Source organism: Streptomyces sp. RP5T (genome assembly GCF_003933965.1).
GTDB lineage: Bacteria > Actinomycetota > Actinomycetes > Streptomycetales > Streptomycetaceae > Streptomyces.
Window position 1 is genome coordinate 1 of the sequence record NZ_RSAJ01000148.1, and the last position, 16,998, is coordinate 16,998.

Annotated in this window: 18 protein-coding genes; 10 read left to right on the forward strand and 8 right to left on the reverse strand. The window is 70.5% G+C overall.

Annotated features, from left to right (window positions below):
- Positions 1-45: 45 nt before the first annotated feature.
- From EHS43_RS17685 to EHS43_RS17695, 3 genes are all read right to left on the reverse strand, one after another.
- On the reverse strand, positions 46-1,056 hold the full coding sequence (locus EHS43_RS17685) for an aldo/keto reductase (RefSeq protein WP_125191736.1): 1,011 nt from the start codon (positions 1,054-1,056) through the stop codon (positions 46-48).
- A gap of 56 nt (positions 1,057-1,112) precedes the next feature.
- Positions 1,113-1,721 carry a LysE family translocator gene (locus EHS43_RS17690; RefSeq protein WP_125191737.1) on the reverse strand — a complete coding sequence of 203 codons (609 nt, stop codon included), beginning with the start codon at positions 1,719-1,721 and terminating at the stop codon, positions 1,113-1,115.
- A 96-nt stretch (positions 1,722-1,817) separates the two neighbouring features.
- On the reverse strand, positions 1,818-3,200 hold the full coding sequence (locus EHS43_RS17695) for a glycine--tRNA ligase (RefSeq protein ID WP_125191738.1): 1,383 nt from the start codon (positions 3,198-3,200) through the stop codon (positions 1,818-1,820).
- A 131-nt stretch (positions 3,201-3,331) separates the two neighbouring features.
- Between EHS43_RS17695 and EHS43_RS17700 the strand changes: the two genes are divergently transcribed.
- From EHS43_RS17700 to EHS43_RS17720, 5 genes are all read left to right on the forward strand, one after another.
- The gene (locus EHS43_RS17700) at positions 3,332-4,279 is read left to right on the forward strand and encodes a metal ABC transporter substrate-binding protein (protein ID WP_125191739.1); all 948 of its coding nucleotides are present in this window, start codon (positions 3,332-3,334) and stop codon (positions 4,277-4,279) included.
- A complete protein-coding gene (locus EHS43_RS17705; protein WP_125191740.1) occupies positions 4,276-5,052 on the forward strand; it encodes a metal ABC transporter ATP-binding protein in 777 nt (258 codons plus the stop codon). The genes EHS43_RS17700 and EHS43_RS17705 overlap by 4 nt, the downstream gene beginning before the upstream one ends.
- Positions 5,052-5,954, forward strand: coding sequence for a metal ABC transporter permease (locus tag EHS43_RS17710; protein WP_125191741.1), 903 nt, complete (start codon positions 5,052-5,054; stop codon positions 5,952-5,954). Before EHS43_RS17705 ends, EHS43_RS17710 begins: the two co-directional genes overlap by 1 nt.
- Before the next feature lie 58 nt (positions 5,955-6,012).
- On the forward strand, positions 6,013-6,432 hold the full coding sequence (locus EHS43_RS17715) for a Fur family transcriptional regulator (RefSeq protein WP_125191742.1): 420 nt from the start codon (positions 6,013-6,015) through the stop codon (positions 6,430-6,432).
- A 169-nt stretch (positions 6,433-6,601) separates the two neighbouring features.
- Positions 6,602-9,001, forward strand: coding sequence for a M4 family metallopeptidase (locus tag EHS43_RS17720; RefSeq protein WP_185806291.1), 2,400 nt, complete (start codon positions 6,602-6,604; stop codon positions 8,999-9,001).
- A 33-nt stretch (positions 9,002-9,034) separates the two neighbouring features.
- On the opposite strand, the gene EHS43_RS17725 is transcribed toward EHS43_RS17720, so the two are convergent.
- From EHS43_RS17725 to EHS43_RS17735, 3 genes are all read right to left on the reverse strand, one after another.
- The gene (locus tag EHS43_RS17725) at positions 9,035-9,883 is read right to left on the reverse strand and encodes an isoprenyl transferase (RefSeq protein WP_125191743.1); all 849 of its coding nucleotides are present in this window, start codon (positions 9,881-9,883) and stop codon (positions 9,035-9,037) included.
- Positions 9,884-9,926: 43 nt separating this feature from the next.
- Entirely contained in the window at positions 9,927-10,676 is a 750-nt protein-coding gene (recO, locus tag EHS43_RS17730) for a DNA repair protein RecO (RefSeq protein WP_125191744.1), read from the reverse strand.
- A gap of 102 nt (positions 10,677-10,778) precedes the next feature.
- Entirely contained in the window at positions 10,779-10,967 is a 189-nt protein-coding gene (locus EHS43_RS17735; RefSeq protein ID WP_125191745.1) for a hypothetical protein, read from the reverse strand.
- 141 nt (positions 10,968-11,108) lie between these two features.
- Here EHS43_RS17735 and EHS43_RS17740 point away from each other — a divergent pair, with 141 nt between their 5' ends.
- The 3 genes from EHS43_RS17740 (at position 11,109) to EHS43_RS17750 (ending at position 13,668) form a co-directional block, all read left to right on the forward strand.
- Complete coding sequence (locus EHS43_RS17740; protein ID WP_125191746.1) at positions 11,109-11,942, forward strand: helix-turn-helix transcriptional regulator; 834 nt, start codon at positions 11,109-11,111, stop codon at positions 11,940-11,942.
- Positions 11,924-12,121: a DUF397 domain-containing protein gene (locus EHS43_RS17745; protein WP_125191747.1), complete on the forward strand. Its 198-nt coding sequence runs from the start codon at positions 11,924-11,926 to the stop codon at positions 12,119-12,121. The genes EHS43_RS17740 and EHS43_RS17745 overlap by 19 nt, the downstream gene beginning before the upstream one ends.
- 65 nt (positions 12,122-12,186) lie before the next feature.
- Positions 12,187-13,668, forward strand: coding sequence for an alpha/beta hydrolase (locus EHS43_RS17750; protein ID WP_125191748.1), 1,482 nt, complete (start codon positions 12,187-12,189; stop codon positions 13,666-13,668).
- On the opposite strand, the gene EHS43_RS17755 is transcribed toward EHS43_RS17750, so the two are convergent.
- Positions 13,656-14,777 (reverse strand): abortive phage infection protein, encoded by a 1,122-nt coding sequence (locus EHS43_RS17755; RefSeq protein WP_125191749.1) that lies wholly within the window; start codon positions 14,775-14,777, stop codon positions 13,656-13,658. The two genes, EHS43_RS17750 and EHS43_RS17755, sit on opposite strands and share 13 nt — an antisense overlap.
- 42 nt (positions 14,778-14,819) lie before the next feature.
- Here EHS43_RS17755 and bla point away from each other — a divergent pair, with 42 nt between their 5' ends.
- The gene (bla, locus tag EHS43_RS17760) at positions 14,820-15,797 is read left to right on the forward strand and encodes a class A beta-lactamase (protein ID WP_125191750.1); all 978 of its coding nucleotides are present in this window, start codon (positions 14,820-14,822) and stop codon (positions 15,795-15,797) included.
- Positions 15,798-15,801: 4 nt separating this feature from the next.
- Here the strand turns inward: bla and EHS43_RS17765 are convergent, their stop codons facing one another.
- The gene (locus EHS43_RS17765) at positions 15,802-16,227 is read right to left on the reverse strand and encodes a protein phosphatase (RefSeq protein ID WP_260470581.1); all 426 of its coding nucleotides are present in this window, start codon (positions 16,225-16,227) and stop codon (positions 15,802-15,804) included.
- A gap of 81 nt (positions 16,228-16,308) precedes the next feature.
- Between EHS43_RS17765 and EHS43_RS17770 the strand changes: the two genes are divergently transcribed.
- A complete protein-coding gene (locus EHS43_RS17770) occupies positions 16,309-16,836 on the forward strand; it encodes a SigE family RNA polymerase sigma factor (protein WP_125191752.1) in 528 nt (175 codons plus the stop codon).
- Positions 16,837-16,998: the final 162 nt, after the last annotated feature.

Here is a 16,998-nt window from a genome sequence, read left to right on the forward strand (position 1 = left end):
CCACCGGCCCGCCCCGAACCTCCGCGCCGACCCGCGAACCCGCGTTCACCGCTCGCTGTCCAGCATGGCCATCTGCGGCGCCGCATAGCGCTCCCCGGCCGCCGCGTCCGCGGGTACGGCCTCCTCGACGGCGGCGAGGTCGGCGGCGTCCAGGGTCACGTCCAGCGCGCCCAGTGACTCGGTGAGCCGTTCCCGGCTGCGGGCGCCGACCAGCGGGACGATGTCCTCGCCCTGGGCCAGTGCCCAGGCGATCGCGATCTGCGCGACCGAGACGCCCTTCTGCTCGGCGAGCTTGCGCAGGGCCTCCACCAGGTTCAGGTTGTGCCGGAGGTTGTCGCCCTGGAAGCGGGGCGAGTGGGCGCGGAAGTCGTTCGCCCCGAGCTGCCGGTCGGCGCTGAAGTGGCCGGAGATCAGCCCCCGGGCCAGGACCCCGTACGCGGTGATCGAGATGCCCAGTTCCCGGGTGGTCGGCAGGATGGACCGCTCGATGCCCCGGCTGATCAGCGAGTACTCGATCTGGAGGTCCGCGACGGGCGCGGTGGCCGCGGCCCGGCGGATCGTCTCGGCGCCGACCTCGCTGAGGCCCACGTGCCGGACGTACCCCTGCTCGATGAGTTCGGCGATCGCGCCGACCGTCTCCTCGATCGGGACGTCGGGGTCGAGCCGGGCGATCCGGTAGACGTCGATGTGGTCGGCGCCGAGGCGCTGGAGCGAGTACGCGGCGAAGTTCTTCACGGCGGCCGGGCGGCCGTCGTAGCCGGCCCATTCACCGCCGGGGCCGCGCAGCGCGCCGAACTTGACGCTCAGCAGGGCCTGTTCGCGCCGCGCGGCGGGCGCGGTGCGCAGCGCCTCGCCGATCAGCAGCTCGTTGTGGCCCATGCCGTAGAAGTCGCCGGTGTCGAGGAGGGTGACGCCCGCCTCCAGTGCGGCGTGGATCGTCGCGATCGACTCCGTCCGGTCCGCCTCGCCGTACAGCGCGGACATGCCCATGCAGCCGAGGCCGAGGGCGGAGACCTGGGGGCCGTTGGTTCCGAGGGTTCGGGTTCGCATCGTCATGGGATCCACCCTGCCAGGACAGCTGACAGATTTCAATATCTGTCAGCTGTCATTCGTCAGTCAGTGGTCGCCAGCCGCACCCCGAGCAGCACGAAGGAGCCCGCGAAACTCCGCCGCAGCCAGGCCATCACCCGGGGCCGTGCGAGCACATGGCCGCGCACCGAGGCGGCGAGCACCCCGTACCCGGCGAAGACCACGAAGGTGGCCAGCATGAAGACCCCGCTCAGGGCCAGCATGCGCGGCAGGGCGTGCGGCTCGGCCGGGCTCACGAACTGGGGCAGGAACGCGAGGAAGAAGATCGTCAGCTTCGGGTTGAGGAGGTTGATCAGCACTCCCCGGACGATCACGCGGCCCGCGGACCGAGGCGCGCCGCCCTCGTCGACGTCGATCACCTCCTTGTCGCGCACGGTCGCCCAGGCCATGTACAGCAGGTAGGCGACCCCGGCGTACTTGACCGCCTGGAACGCCACGGCACTGGCGTTGAGCAGCGCGGCGAGCCCGGTGACGGTGGCCAGGACGTGCGGCACGATCCCGAGGGTGCAGGCGAACGCGGCGACGATGCTCGCGCGGGGGCCGCGGGAGAGCCCGGCGGCGAGCGTGTAGACGACCCCGGTACCGGGGGTGGCGACCACGACGAGGGTGGTGAGGAGGAAGGCGAGGCTCATGGGGCCAGCCTGGACAGCGAACGGCCCCCGATACAGGGCCAAAGACGGGTCTGTATCGGGGGCCAAAGGCAGCCCGGGGACGGCAGCCGGGAGGAGCTAGCAGCCGATCAGCCGGCTCGCCAGGTAGCCCTCGATCTGGTCGAGGGAGACGCGCTCCTGCTTCATGGAGTCGCGCTCGCGGACCGTCACCGCGTTGTCCTCAAGGGTGTCGAAGTCGACCGTCACGCAGTACGGCGTGCCGATCTCGTCCTGCCGGCGGTAGCGGCGGCCGATCGCGCCCGCGTCGTCGAACTCGATGTTCCAGTTCTGGCGCAGCGTCTGGGCGAGACCCTTGGCCTTCGGGGACAGCTCGGCGTTGCGGGACAGCGGCAGGACCGCGACCTTCACCGGGGCCAGGCGGTGGTCGAGGCGCAGCACCGTGCGCTTCTCCAGCTTGCCCTTGGCGTTGGGCGCCTCGTCCTCGACGTACGCGTCGAGCAGGAACGCCAGCATCGCGCGGCCCACACCGGCCGCGGGCTCGATGACGTACGGCGTCCAGCGCTCGCCGGCCTCCTGGTCGTAGAAGACGAGGTCCTGGCCGGAGGCCTTGGAGTGGGCGTTGAGGTCGTAGTCGGTGCGGTTGGCCACACCCTCCAGCTCACCCCACTCGTTGCCGCCGAACTGGAAGCGGTACTCGATGTCGGCGGTGCGCTTGGAGTAGTGGGAGAGCTTCTCGGCCGGGTGCTCGTACCAGCGCATGTTCTCCTCGCGGAGACCGAGGCCGGTGTACCAGTTCCAGCGCTGCTCCATCCAGTACTCCTGCCACTTCTCGTCCTCGCCCGGCTTGACGAAGAACTCCATCTCCATCTGCTCGAACTCGCGGGTGCGGAAGATGAAGTTGCCGGGCGTGATCTCGTTGCGGAAGGACTTGCCCATCTGCGCGATGCCGAACGGCGGCTTCTTGCGCGAAGCGACCTGCACCTGGGCGAAGTTGGTGAAGATTCCCTGTGCGGTCTCGGGACGCAGGTAGGCGATGGAGCCGCTGTCCTGGGTCGGGCCGAGGTGGGTGGAGAGCAGCCCCGAGAACTGCTTGGGCTCGGTGAACTGGCCCTTGTTGCCGCAGTTGGGGCAGTTGACGTCGGCGAGGCCGTTCTCCGGGGCGTGCCCCTTCTTGGCCTCGTAGGCCTCCTCCAGGTGGTCCGCGCGGAACCGCTTGTGGCAGGAGGTGCACTCGGTCAGCGGGTCCGTGAAGGTGGCCACGTGACCGGACGCGACCCAGACCTCGGGGGCCAGGATCACGGACGAGTCGAGACCGACCACGTCCTCGCGCGACGTGACCATGTAACGCCACCACTGACGCTTCAGGTTCTCCTTGAGCTCGACACCCAGCGGTCCGTAGTCCCAGGCGGCGCGCTGACCGCCGTAGATCTCACTACAGGGGAAAACGAAGCCACGGCGCTTGCTCAGGCTGACGATGGTGTCGATCTTGTCGGCGGCCACGGTGCTCTCTTCATGACGAATGGACGGCAGCGAATGCCTCAGGTTACCGGCGTGGCGGCCCTCGGTATCAAATCGGTTCGCGACCCGGACCTTGTTGACAACGGTTTCCATATTTGATGAAAATGACTGTCATGAACGTACGACGACGCCTCATACCCGCCGTGGCCGCCACGGCCGCCCTCGCCGGCCTCTCGGCCTGCTCCACCGACAGCGCCGCCGCGGGCGACAGCGGCAGGTTCGACGTCGTCGCGTCCTTCTACCCGATGGCCTTCCTCGCCGAGCAGATCGGCGGCGACCACGTGAGCGTCACCAGCCTGACCGAGCCCGGCCAGGAGCCGCACGACCTGGAGATCAGCGCCAAGCAGACCGCGCAGCTCCAGGAGTCCGACGCGGTGCTCTACCTCAAGAACCTCCAGCCCTCCGTCGACGACGCGGTGAAGCAGTCCGAGATCAGGACGAAGATCGACGCCGCCTCCCTCACCTCGCTGGAGAAGCACGGCAACGAGGTCGGCGGTCACGCGGCCGAGCACGACGACCACGCCGACGAGGAACTCGCAGGTCTCGACCCGCACGTCTGGCTGGACCCGGTGCGCTACGCGCAGATCGCCGAGGGCGTGGGCAAGGCCTTCGAGAAGGCCGACCCGGACCACGCGGCCGCCTACAAGGCCAACACCGCGGCCCTGGTCAAGAAGCTCGACGCCCTGAACACCCAGTTCCAGCAGGGTCTGAGCAACACGAGGAGCAAGGTCTTCATCACCACGCACGCCGCCTTCGGCTACCTCGCCGAGCGCTACGGCCTGACCGAGGAGGCCATCAACGGCCTCGACCCGGAGTCGGAGCCGAGCGCCAACCGCGTCAAGGACCTTGAGAAGATGGCGAAGGCCGACGGCGTGACGACCGTCTTCTACGAGACCCTCGTCAGCGACAAGACCGCGAAGACCATCGCCTCCGACGCCGGGCTGAAGACGGACGTCCTCGACCCGATCGAGGGCATCACGAAGAAGTCCCGCGGCAAGGACTACTTCGCGGTCCAGGAAGCCAACCTCAAGGCGCTCCAAGGCGCACTGGGAGCGAAATGACACCGGAGGACGGCATGACCGAGCCCGTCATCGCGCTGCGCGGGGTCCGCGCCGACCTGGGCTCGCGGCCCGTCCTGCGCGGCATCGACCTCACCGTGCACCGCGGTGAGGTCGTCGCGCTGCTCGGCGCCAACGGCTCCGGCAAGTCCACCGCGATCCGCACGACCATCGGCCAGGTCCCGGTGTCCGCCGGGGAGATCGAGCTGTTCGGCACCCCGCGCGGCCGCTTCCGGGACTGGGCGCGGATCGGGTACGTCCCGCAGCGCACCACCGCCGCGGGCGGCGTCCCGGCCACGGTCACCGAGATCGTGGCGAGCGGGCGGCTGTCGCGGACCCGCTTCGGCGTCCTGCGCAAGGCAGACCACCAGGCCGTGCGCCGGGCCCTGGAGCTGGTCGGCATGGCGGACCGGGCGAAGGACTCCGTGAACGCCCTGTCCGGCGGCCAGCACCAGCGGGTGCTGATCGCCCGCGCGCTCGCCGCCGAACCCGAACTGCTGATCATGGACGAGCCGATGGCGGGCGTGGACCTGGCCAGCCAGGAGGTGCTGGCCCGCACCCTGCGCGACCAGGTCGCCGAGGGCGCCACGGTCCTGCTCGTGCTGCACGAACTCGGGCCCCTGGAGCCGCTGATCGACCGGGCGGTCGTCCTGCGCGACGGCTGTGTCCAGCACGACGGCCCGCCCCCGCGCGCGGTCGGCCAGCACGCCCTGCCGGGCCACGACCACGTCCACCCCCACGACCACGAGCCGATGCGCACAGGACTGCTGAGCTGATGGACTTCCTCGACTACGCCTTCATGCAGCGGGCCCTGCTCGCCGCCGTCCTGGTCGGCATCACCGCCCCCGCCGTCGGCATCTACCTCGTCCAGCGCCGCCAGGCCCTCATGGGCGACGGCATCGGACATGTCGCGATGACCGGCGTCGGCCTCGGCTTCCTGCTCTCCTGGTCGCCGGTGTGGATGGCGACCCTCGTCTCGGTGCTCGGCGCGGTCCTGATGGAGCTGATCCGCTGGCACGGAAAGACCCGGGGCGACATCGCCCTCGCGATGCTCTTCTACGGCGGTATGGCAGGCGGCGTGATGTTCATCAACCTCGCGCCCGGCGGCTCCAACGCCAACCTGACGTCGTACCTGTTCGGTTCGCTGTCCACGGTCTCCGAGTCGGACGTGACGGCGATCTGCGCGCTGGCCGCGTTCGTGGTGCTCGTCACCCTGGGCCTGCGCCGGCAGCTCTTCGCGGTCAGCCAGGACGAGGAGTTCGCGCGGGTCACCGGGCTGCCGGTGCGCGCGCTCAACCTGCTGACCGCGGTGACGGCCGCGGTGACGGTGACCGTGGCGATGCGCGTGGTCGGACTGCTGCTGGTCAGCGCGCTGATGGTGGTGCCGGTGGCGGCCGCGCAGCAGCTCAGCCGGAGTTTCGCGGCCACCTTCGCGATCGCGGTGGCGATCGGGGTGACGGTGACCATCGGCGGCACCGTGACCTCGTACTACCAGGACGTGCCGCCCGGCGCGACGATCGTGCTGCTGACCATCGGCGCGTTCATCGTGCTGACGGGCCTTGCCACCCCGCTGGCCAGGCGGCGGGCCCGGGCGGCGGCCGCCGCGCAGCCCGCCCCGGACCCCGCCGAGTGTGCGATTCCGGCCAGTCGGCAGGCGGACGGCCCGGTCGGCGTCTGACCGGGCACAGGCCGGGCTGGCACAATGGCCCGGCAGGTGCCGAACGAAGGAGGAACCCGTGACGACCGCAGGACCGCCCGTGAAGGGCCGCGCCACCCGGCAGCGGGCCGCCGTGGCGGCGGCCCTCGACGAGGTCGACGAGTTCCGCAGCGCGCAGGAACTGCACGACATGCTCAAGCACAAGGGCGACGCCGTCGGTCTGACCACGGTCTACCGCACGCTCCAGAACCTCGCCGACGCGGGCGAGGTCGACGTCCTGCGCACCTCCGACGGCGAGTCCGTCTACCGTCGCTGCTCCACCGGCGACCACCATCACCACCTGGTCTGCCGGGTCTGCGGCAAGGCCGTGGAGGTGGAGGGCCCGGCCGTCGAGAAGTGGGCCGACGCGATCGCCGCCGAGCACGGATACGTCAACGTGGCGCACACCGTGGAGATCTTCGGCACCTGCGCGGACTGCGCGGCCGCCGCCAAGGGCTGACCCACAGGGAACGCACAGCACCCACAAGGAACACACAGCGGAGCCGAGGGATAACCCTTGGCTCCCGCTCCACTGCATGACATGACCCGGACAACCGTGCCACTCTCCTGCCAGCTCTCACGCAGTTCCCGCACGGCACCTCCACCCCGTCGTCGCAGTAGGAGTACGAGTGAGACCCTCCCCACGAAGATCAGCCGTCGCCGCGTCCCTGGTGGCCGCCGCCTCCCTCCTCGCCGTAGCCGTCCAGACGGTCCCCGCCGCCGCCGGGCCCGCCTCCCCCCACGCGAGCCCGCTGCGCACCGGAGGCCTGGAGACCGAGCTCTCCCCGGCCCAGCGCACGGCACTGATCAAAAGCGCGTCCGGCAGGGCGGCCACGACCGCCGACTCCCTGGGCCTCGGCGCCAAGGAGAAACTGGTCGTCAAGGACGTCGTCAAGGACAACGACGGCACCCTGCACACCCGCTACGAGCGCACCTACGACGGTCTGCCCGTCCTCGGCGGTGACCTCGTCGTGCACACGCCCCCCGCCGCGCAGGCGACGGGCACGCTCGGCGCGACCTTCAACAACAACCGCCGTACCGTCTCGGTGAAGTCCACGACCGCCACCTTCGGCAAGGCGGCCGCCGAGACCAAGGCACTGAGTACGGCCAAGGCGCTCAAGGCCGAGAAGCCCGCCGCACAGAGCGCCCGCAAGGTGATCTGGGCCGGCTCCGGCACGCCGAAGCTCGCCTGGGAGACGGTGGTCTCCGGCTTCCAGGACGACGGCACGCCCAGCAAGCTGCACGTCGTCACCGACGCCACGACCGGCGCCGAACTCTCCCGCTTCGAGGGCGTCGAGACCGGCACGGGCAACAGCCAGTACAGCGGCACGGTCACCCTGGGCACCACGCTGTCCGGTTCGACGTACCAGCTGTACGACACCGCGCGCGGCGGCCACAAGACGTACAGCCTCAACAACGGCACCTCGGGCACCGGCACCCTGATGACCGACGCCGACGACGTCTGGGGCACCGGCTCCGGCTCCAACACCCAGACCGCCGGGGTGGACGCCCACTACGGCGCCCAGGAGACCTGGGACTTCTACAAGAACACCTTCGGCCGCAGCGGCATCAAGAACGACGGGGTGGCCGCCTACAGCCGGGTCCACTACAGCTCGTCGTACGTCAACGCCTTCTGGGACGACGACTGCTTCTGCATGACCTATGGCGACGGCTCGGGCGGCACGCACGCGCTGACCTCGCTGGACGTCGCCGGGCACGAGATGAGCCACGGTGTGACGTCCAACACGGCCGGGCTCAACTACACAGGTGAGTCGGGCGGGTTGAACGAGGCCACCTCCGATATCTTCGGCACCGGCGTGGAGTTCTACGCGAACAACTCCTCCGACGTCGGTGACTACCTCATCGGCGAGAAGATCGACATCAACGGCGACGGCACGCCGCTGCGGTACATGGACAAGCCGAGCAAGGACGGCGGCTCGGCGGACAGTTGGTACTCGGGGGTCGGCAACCTCGACGTGCACTACTCGTCCGGGCCCGCGAACCACATGTTCTACCTGCTCTCCGAGGGCAGCGGCACCAAGACCATCAACGGCGTCACCTACACCAGCACGACCTCCGACGGGGTCGCCGTCGCCGGGATCGGCCGGGCCGCCGCCCTGCAGATCTGGTACAAGGCGCTGACGACGTACATGACGTCCAGCACCAACTACGCCGGGGCCCGCACCGCCGCCCTGAACGCGGCCGCCGCCCTCTACGGCACCGGCTCGACGCAGTACGCCGGGGTCGGCAACGCCTTCGCGGGCATCAACGTCGGCAGCCACATCACCGTGCCGTCGACCGGCGTGACGGTCACCAACCCGGGCAGCCAGTCCGCCACGGTCGGGACCGCCGTGAGCCTCCAGGTCGCCGCGAGCAGCACCAACGGCGGCTCACTGACCTACACGGCCACCGGACTGCCCGCCGGCCTCTCGATCAACGGCTCCACCGGGCTGATCTCCGGCACCCCGACCACGGCCGGCAGCTCCAGCACCACGGTCACGGTCACCGACAGCACGGGAGCCACCGGCACGGCGTCCTTCACCTGGACGGTGAGCACGTCGGGCGGCGGCAGCTGCACCTCCGCGCAGCTGCTCGGCAACCAGGGCTTCGAGTCGGGCAACACGACCTGGACCGCCAGCAGTGGGGTGATCACCAACGACAGCGACCAGGCCGCCCGCACCGGCTCCTACAAGGCGTGGCTAGACGGCTACGGCTCCACCCACACCGACACGCTCTCCCAGTCGGTGACGGTCCCGAGCGCCTGCACGGGCACGAAGTTCACCTTCTACCTGCACGTCGACACCGCGGAGACCACCACCAGCACGGCGTACGACAAGCTGACGGTGACCGCCGGGTCGACGACCCTGGCCACGTACTCGAACCTCAACGCGGCCAGCGGTTACGTCCAGAAGTCCTTCAGCCTGTCGGCCTTCGCCGGTCAGACGGTCACCCTGAAGTTCACGGGCGTCGAGGACTCCTCGCTCCAGACGAGCTTCGTGATCGACGACACGGCGGTGACGACCAGCTGATCCTGCGGGCCGGATGAAGGGCGGGTCGGAGGCTCAGGCCTCCGGGTCGCCCTTCATCGCTTCCTCCATGGCGAGCAGCTCCTCGTTCGGCACGGCCCCGCCGAAGCGGCGGTCCCGGGAGGCGAACTCGACGCACGCCCGCCACAGGTCACGGCGGTCGAAGTCGGGCCACAGGACGTCCTGGAAGACCATCTCCGCGTACGCGCTCTGCCAGAGCAGGTAGTTGGAGGTGCGCTGCTCGCCGCTGGGCCGCAGGAACAGGTCCACGTCGGGCATGTCCGGGTAGTACAGGTACTTCGCGAGGGTCTTCTCGTTGACCTTGGACGGGTCGAGACGGCCGGCCTTCACGTCCTCGGCGAGGGCCTGCGCGGCATCGGCGATCTCGGCCCGGCCGCCGTAGTTCATGCAGAAGTAGAGCGTCAGCTTGTCGTTGTCCTTGGTCTGCTCCTGGGCGACCTGGAGCTCCTTGGCCACGGACTTCCACAGCTTGGGCATCCGGCCCACCCAGCGCACCCGGATGCCGAGCTCGTCGAGCTGGTCGCGGGTCTTGCGGATGAAGTCGCGGTTGAAGTTCATGAGGAAGCGGACCTCGTCGGGCGAGCGCTTCCAGTTCTCGGTGGAGAAGGCGTAGAGCGAGATGTTCTTCACACCCGCCTCGATCGCGCCCTGGAGCACGTCGAGGACCCGCTCGGCGCCGACCTTGTGCCCCTCGGTGCGGGGCAGCCCGCGCTCCTTGGCCCACCGGCCGTTCCCGTCCATGACGATCGCCACATGCTCCGGGATCAGCTCACCGGGCAGCTTCGGCGCGCGAGCCCCGGACGGGTGCGGCTCCGGCGCCCTGTACTCGCGCCGCCGGCGCCCCAGGATCCCGTTTACGACCATGGTGCTTCTCGTCTCCTCAAAGGTGCTCTACGACTGTGCTGCGCTACGACTTTTCCACGTACCGCAGTGAGCGCAGCCCGCGCTCCATGTGCCAGTGCAGGTAGGCGGACACCAGCCCGCTGCCCTCCCGGACGTACCGCGGCTCGCTCGCGTCCGCGGTGTCCCAGTCTCCCGTAAGCAGCGCGGCGAGGTGTTCCAGGGTCCGCGGCGACGGTACGACGCTGCCGGGCACCCGGCAGTCCACGCAGACCGAGCCTCCCGCGGCCACGGAGAAGAAGCGGTTCGGGCCGCTCATGCCGCAGCGCGCGCAGTCGCTGAAGCTCGGGGCGTAGCCGTTGACGGCGAGGGAGCGCAGCAGGAAGGCGTCGAGGACGAGGTGGGGCGCGTGCTCGCCCCGGGCGAGGGTGCGCAGGGCGCCCACGAGCAGCAGGTACTGCTGGACGGCGGGCTCGCCCTCGTGATCGGTGAACCGCTCGGCGGTCTCCAGCATGGCCGTCCCGGCGGTGTACCGGGCGTAGTCGGAGACGATCCCGCCGCCGTACGGAGCGATGGTCTCGCTCTGCGTGCACAGCGGCAGCCCGCGCCCGACCAGCTCGCTCCCCCGCGCGAAGAACTGCACGTCGACGTGGGAGAACGGCTCCAGCCGCGCCCCGAACTTCGACTTCGTGCGCCGCACGCCCCTGGCCACGGCCCGCACCCGCCCGTGCCCGCGCGTGAGCAGCGTGATGATCCGGTCCGCCTCCCCGAGCTTCTGCGTCCGCAGCACGACCCCGTCGTCCCGGAAGAGACTCATCGCACACCCCCGCGGCGGGTGCGCGGCAGGGTGCCGTCTTCACGGAACAGAGTCATGAGCCCATTCTCGCGCACCCGGGACCGTGCTCGTCGGTGTCCGCGACTACGGCCGGCTCTCGCCTGCGGGCCACTCCGCCGGGGTGGCCTCCCGTACGGCTTCCGGCGCCGCGTCCCACTCTCTGCCGCCGCCGTACGGTCTCAGCTGGACGTAGGGCCCCTCGTGCCCCATCACCACGCCGGACCTCCCGGTGCGCGTGTCCACGACGTACGAACCCACGGGCAATTTCGTCACCGATTCCCTCCAGACGCCGATTCCCTCGAACTCCCCGCCTTTCTCGGGTTTCACTCTTCCCTTCTCCGGCACGGCCTTTTTTCCCTACACTCGGCAGGAGTCTGTGCACTACAAGTGCACCGCTGAACAAGGGGGTTGGCCATGGCCAATGGTTCACGGCAGGCGGCGTGGGAGTTCTTCGGAACGGAACTGCGGCGGCACCGGGAGGAAGTGGGGATGACCCAGGCTGAGCTGGGGTCACGGGTGTTCGTCTCCGGTGCTTACATCGGGCAGTTCGAGCAGGCTTTTCGAAAACCGCAACTGGATATCTCCCAGCGGATCGACGAAGTTCTACAAACCGACGGTATTTTCGAGCGGCTGTGCCGGAAGCTCATCGACGACAAGCGGTATGCGGATTACTTCGCGCCGGTCGTGGAGTTCGAGCGGACGGCCACGAGGATCTGCGAGTTCGCGCCGACCGTGGTGCCGGGCCTGCTGCAAACGGCGGCTTATGCCGGAGCGGTGACGATCGCCGCGAATCCGTTCGTCACGGACGAGTACGTCGAGGAGATGGTCACCGCCCGTCTGGAACGGGCGCGGATCCTCAAGGACGCGACCAGGCCCGAGTACTGGGTGGTCCTGCATGAGAGCGTGCTGCGAATCCCGGTCGGCGGCCCGCAGGCCATGGCCGAGCAACTGGACTGCATCGCGCAGGTGATGCAGGAGCGCAAGGTGTGGCTGACCGTGGTGCCGTTCGCGGCCGGGGCCTGCGCCTCGATCGCGGGGATGTTGCAGCTCATGGAGTTCGACGACGCGCCGCCGCTCGCCTATACAGAGACGGCGTTCTCGGGAACGCTCATCGACGATCCGGCCGTGGTGAAACGAGCACAGCGCACATACGATCTGCTCAGGGTCGCCGCGCTGTCGCCGGAGGCGTCCCTGACCCTGATCGCCTCGGCGGCGGAGGACTTCAGACGATGCGTGAGTACGACCTGAGCAACGCCCGCTGGCGCAAGAGCAGTTACAGCAACGGCGAGGGCGGCAGCTGCGTCGAGGTCACCGACGCAGTCCCCGGAGTCATGCCCGTCCGCGACTCCAAACTCGGCCCGGACAGCCCCGTCCTCGTCTTCCCCACCGGCGCCTGGACCCACTTCCTCGGATCCCTCAGGGGGTAAACCCCCCTGTCGATACGGCAGTTGACCGGATGGGCCGACGGCAGTCGTTCCGCGAGGCTCCTCGCATGAAGCAGATGACGAAGAGCCTCGCCCTGATCGCCGCCGCCTCCGGTGTCGTCCTCGGTGTCCTGACCCCGCTGAACGCCTCCGCCGATTCCCGCACCCCGGCGCTGAAGTGGACCGCGTGCGAGGGCAGCGGTCTCGATCCGCGCCAGCAGTGCACGACCGTCCCCGTGCCCATGGACTACGCCGACCCGGACGGCCCGGAGATCGAGATCGCCGTCTCCCGTATCCGCAGCGAGAACCCGCACGCCCGACGCGGTGCCCTGCTGCTGATCCCGGGCGGACCCGGCGGCGACAGCATGAACGACCCCTCGGGGAAGGGACAGCGGCTGCCGAAGAAGGTGCGGGACGCCTACGACCTGATCGGCTTCGCCCCGCGCGGGATGGCGCCCTCGACGGCCGTCGACTGCGGACTCGAACACCGGGACCTGGCCCGCACGACGCTGCTGCCCTGGCCCTCCCCGGACGGTTCCGTCGACGCGACCATGGCGGCGGGAAAGCGCATCTCCGATGCCTGCGCGCGCAACGGTGGCGAGCTGATCCGGCACATCAGCACCCTCAACGAGGCCCGTGACCTGGACCGCGTGCGCGCCGCGCTCGGCGAGCGGAAGGTGTCCGCGTGGGGCGTGTCCTACGGGACCTATGTCGGGGCCGCCTACCTCCAGTTGTTCCCGCAGCGCACCGACCGGGTGGTCCTCGACAGCAACGACCGCCCGGACCCCGTCCTCGCGGAGCGGCTCTGGCTCGCCGCGTTCGAGCGGGGTGCCGAGGACAACTTCCCGGAGTTCGCCGCGTGGGCCTCCGCCCCCGGCAACCCGGACCGCCTCGCCGACACGGCCGCCGAGGTGCGCCCGCTCTTCCTGCGTCTGGCCGCCCGCCTCGACCGCGAGCCGATCCCCTGGCCGGGCGCCAACCCCGAGGAGCTGAACGGCAACGTCCTGCGCCAGTCGATGCTCGACTCCTTCTACGACCCGGACGACTACCCGGCCCTGGCCAGGCTGATCCTCGCCGCGGAGAAGGGCACGGTGCCGCCCGCGCCGGCGGGCCCGCCCGAGGCCGTCATGCAGAACTACACCGCGGTCGGCGCCGCCACCATCTGCAACGACGCCGACTGGCCGGACGACCCGGAGGTGTACCGCGAGGGCGTGGCCGAGAGCCGCGCGAAGTTCCCGCTGACCGGCGGCATGCCGAGGAACGCGATGCCGTGCGCGTCCTGGCCGTGGGAGCCGAAGGAGGCACCGGTGCACGTCACCGACCGGGGCCCGTCGAACGTCCTGATGGTGCAGAACGAACGGGACGTGGCCACCCCGCTCAGCGGTGCCCTGGGGCTGCGCGAGGCGCTCGGCCGGCGGGCCGTCATGATCGTCAACGACTCCACCGGCCACGACGCCTACCTCGACAACGGCACCGCGTGCGGCGACGCGGCGGTCTCCCGTTTCCTGTCCACCGGCAAGCGGCCCGCCAAGGACCTCTACTGCGCGTGAGCGCGTCTTCCGTACCGGCGGGCCAGCGCGTGGAACGCCTCCTTCGGTTCCCAGTGCCAGTCCGAACACGGGTCGTCGGGGCGGTCCTTGATCGCCTTGGTGATGCCGTAGCTCGCCATGTCGAGGTCGTGGCGGGGGTCGTCGGGGCGATGGGGGGCGTCGGCGGTGAGGAACTCGAAGGCCATCGCCGCGTAGAGGCCCATCGACTCGAAGACGTCGAGGAGCCGGGTGAGATACACGGCCTGGGTGTGCTCGCTGCGGACGACGTCGCCCCTGATCTCCGGCGGGTCCTTGTCGTAGTCGACGATGTCCCAGCCCATGCCGCCCGCCTCGGGGGCGCCGACGAAGGTGCAGGTGCCGAACTCGGTGATGGCGACCGGCTTGCCCCAGCGCCGGTACTGCCTCAACTCACGGACGTAGTCGCGTGGTTGGCGGAAGTACGAGTAGTAGTCGATGCCGACCACGTCGAACAGGTTCCAGTCGACCTCGTCGTCCTGTGCGGCGGCGTAGCCGAGGCGGCCGTGGAAGACCGAGCGGCCCACCTCGGCCGCCCTCGCGGTGAAGCGGTCCAGCTCGCGCTGCATGCGCACCGGGTCATAGGTGCCCTTCGTGAGGTTCTCGATCCGCTCCAGCACCGTGTCCCCCGGCAGGATGCCCGGCACGAACAGCCAGAACTCGCAGCCCACGCTGAGCTCGACGCTCGCGCCCTGCCGGCGCAGCCGCTCCGCGAACCGGCCGCACTCCGCCAGGTGGTCGAGGATGTCCCGCCGCGGGGCGTCCCCGAGGGTCGGCTGGAGCCAGACGTGCAGCCCGTGTTCGGCGGCCTCGGCGGCGGTGGCGGTGAGACGTCCGACGCCGTCGCCGGTGACGTCGACGGTGTCGGCGTGCAGGTCGTCGCGGATGGCCCGGATGTCACCGCGCATCCGGGCGGCGCTCCAGGCAGTGCCGGGCGTCTCGCCGGCGCCGACGGTGTAGACGACGCCGTGGCGTTCGAGACCGTGCCGTCGTCCCCCGGCGTCGGCCCGTCCCGCGGGCAGGAGCGCGGCGGCGCCCACGGCGGCGGCCCCGGCCAGGAACCGGGCCCGGTTGATCCCCGTTGTCTTCTCCATGCCGCCACTGTGGCGGCCGCGGGCGGGCCTGTCCGTCCGCCGATGGTCCACAGCCGTGCAACCAAGGGATGCGCTCCCGGCGTCGATCATCGAAGAGACGGGAAACCCGACCGAACGAAGGAGAGCACGATCTCAGGCTCCGGAGAACTGTCCCGACGCACCCTTCTGGCCGCCGGCACGGCCGCCGTCCTGACCGGCGCGGCCGCCACGACCGCGTACGCCGCCGGGGACGACGTCACCGCCCGGCTGCGCGCGCTGGAGGAGCGCTATGACGCCCGCCTCGGCGTCTTCGCCCACCGCCCCTCGACCGGGCGGTCCGTCCGGTACCGCGCCGACGAGCGCTTCCCGATGTGCTCGGTGTTCAAGGCCCTCGCGGCCGCGGCCGTCCTGCGCGACCTGGACCGGCACGGCGAGGTGCTGGCCCGCCGCATCCACTACACCGAGGACGACCTGGTGATGCCGGGCTCCGACCAGACGAAGGCGCATCTGGCGGAGGGCATGACCATCGCCGAGCTCGCCGACGTGGCCATCACGTACAGCGACAACACGGCCGGCAACCTCCTGCTGCGCGAACTCGGCGGCCCCACCGCGATCACCCGCTTCGCCCGCTCCCTCGGCGACCGCGTCACCCGCCTCGACCGCTGGGAGCCCGAGCTCAACAGCGCCGAGCCCTGGCGGCTGACGGACACGACGAGCCCGTACGCCATCGGCCGGACCTACGGCCGGCTGGTCCTCGGCGACGCGCTGAACCGGCGGGACCGGGAGTTGTTCACGCACTGGCTGCTGCACAACACGACCAGCGTGAACCGCTTCCACGCGGGCCTGCCGAAGACGTGGACGATCGCCGACAAGACGGGCAGCGGCTCCTACGGCACCGCCAACGACGTGGGTGTCGTGTGGACCGAGGCCGGCGACCCGATCGTCCTGTCGGTGCTGTCGACCATGCCCGCGCCGGACGCCGTACGGGACGACGCGCTGGTCGCCGACGCGGCCTCGGTGGTCGCCGGCACCCTCGCCTGACCGCTCAGAACCGGCGGACGTACCGCCGCTGCCAGGGGGTCTCCACCGCGCGGCGGTCGTAGTGCTCGCGCACGTAGGCGACCGCCTCCCGCGGAGGCACGCCGTCCAGGACCGCTAGACAGGCCAGGGCCGTTCCCGTGCGGCCCCGGCCGCCCCCGCAGGCGATCTCGACCCGTTCGGCGGCCGCCCGTTCCCAGGCGTCGGTCAGGACGGCACGGGCCTGACCGGGGTCCGCCGGCAGACGGAAGTCCGGCCAGCGGACCCAACGGGAGGCCCAGGGGACCCGCGGCGGGCCGCCGCCGAGCAGATAGACGCCGTACGACGGCGTCGGCGCGGCCGGGTCCAGCGGGTACCGCAGACCGCGGCCTCGCACCAGGCGTCCGGACGGCAGCCGCAGGATGCCCGGCCCGTGTTCGTCCCACCCCTCCATGACTCCATTCGAACTCGTCATCGACGACCGGGCAACCGAATCGGCCGCCCTCGTGGTCTGGTGGGCGAGGGAGGGTGCCAGATGCAGGCCGAACTAGAGGACCGGTTCCAGGAATTCGTCAGAGCCAGGTGGTCGCACCTCGTGCGGACCGCCTATCTGCTCACCGGCGACACGCATCACGCCGAGGACCTGACGCAGACGGCGCTGGCGAAGGCGTACCGCTCCTGGCGGCGCGTCTCGCGCAGCGACAACCCGGAGGCGTACGTCCGGCGGATGCTGGTCACCTGCAACAGCGACCGCTTCCGCAAGCGGCGCGTGAAGGAGTCGCTGACCGACGCGCCGCCGGAGCCGGCGAGCCGCGACGAGGCGGTGGCCCGGGTCGACGAACGCGGGGTGCTGATGGCCGCCCTGGCCCAACTGCCGCCCAGGCAGCGGGCGGTGGTCGTCATGCGCTACTGGGAGGACCTGTCGGAGGCGGAGGCCGCCGAGGTGCTCGGCTGCTCACAGGGCACGGTCAAGAGCCAGGCGTCCAAGGGGCTGGCGAAGTTGCGTACGTATCCGGGGCTCGCGCAGGTCATGGACCGCGCCCCGCAGGGAGGCACGAGATGAGCGACGAAGAGGAGCGGGACTTCGAGGAGCAGTTGCGGGAGCTGCTCGCCGAGGACGCGTACACGATCCGGCCCTCGCCGGTGCCGTACCCGGGGATCCGCCGCCAGGGCGTGGCCGAGCGGCGCCGGCGGGTGGTGGTGGCCGGGGCGGCCCTGGTGACCC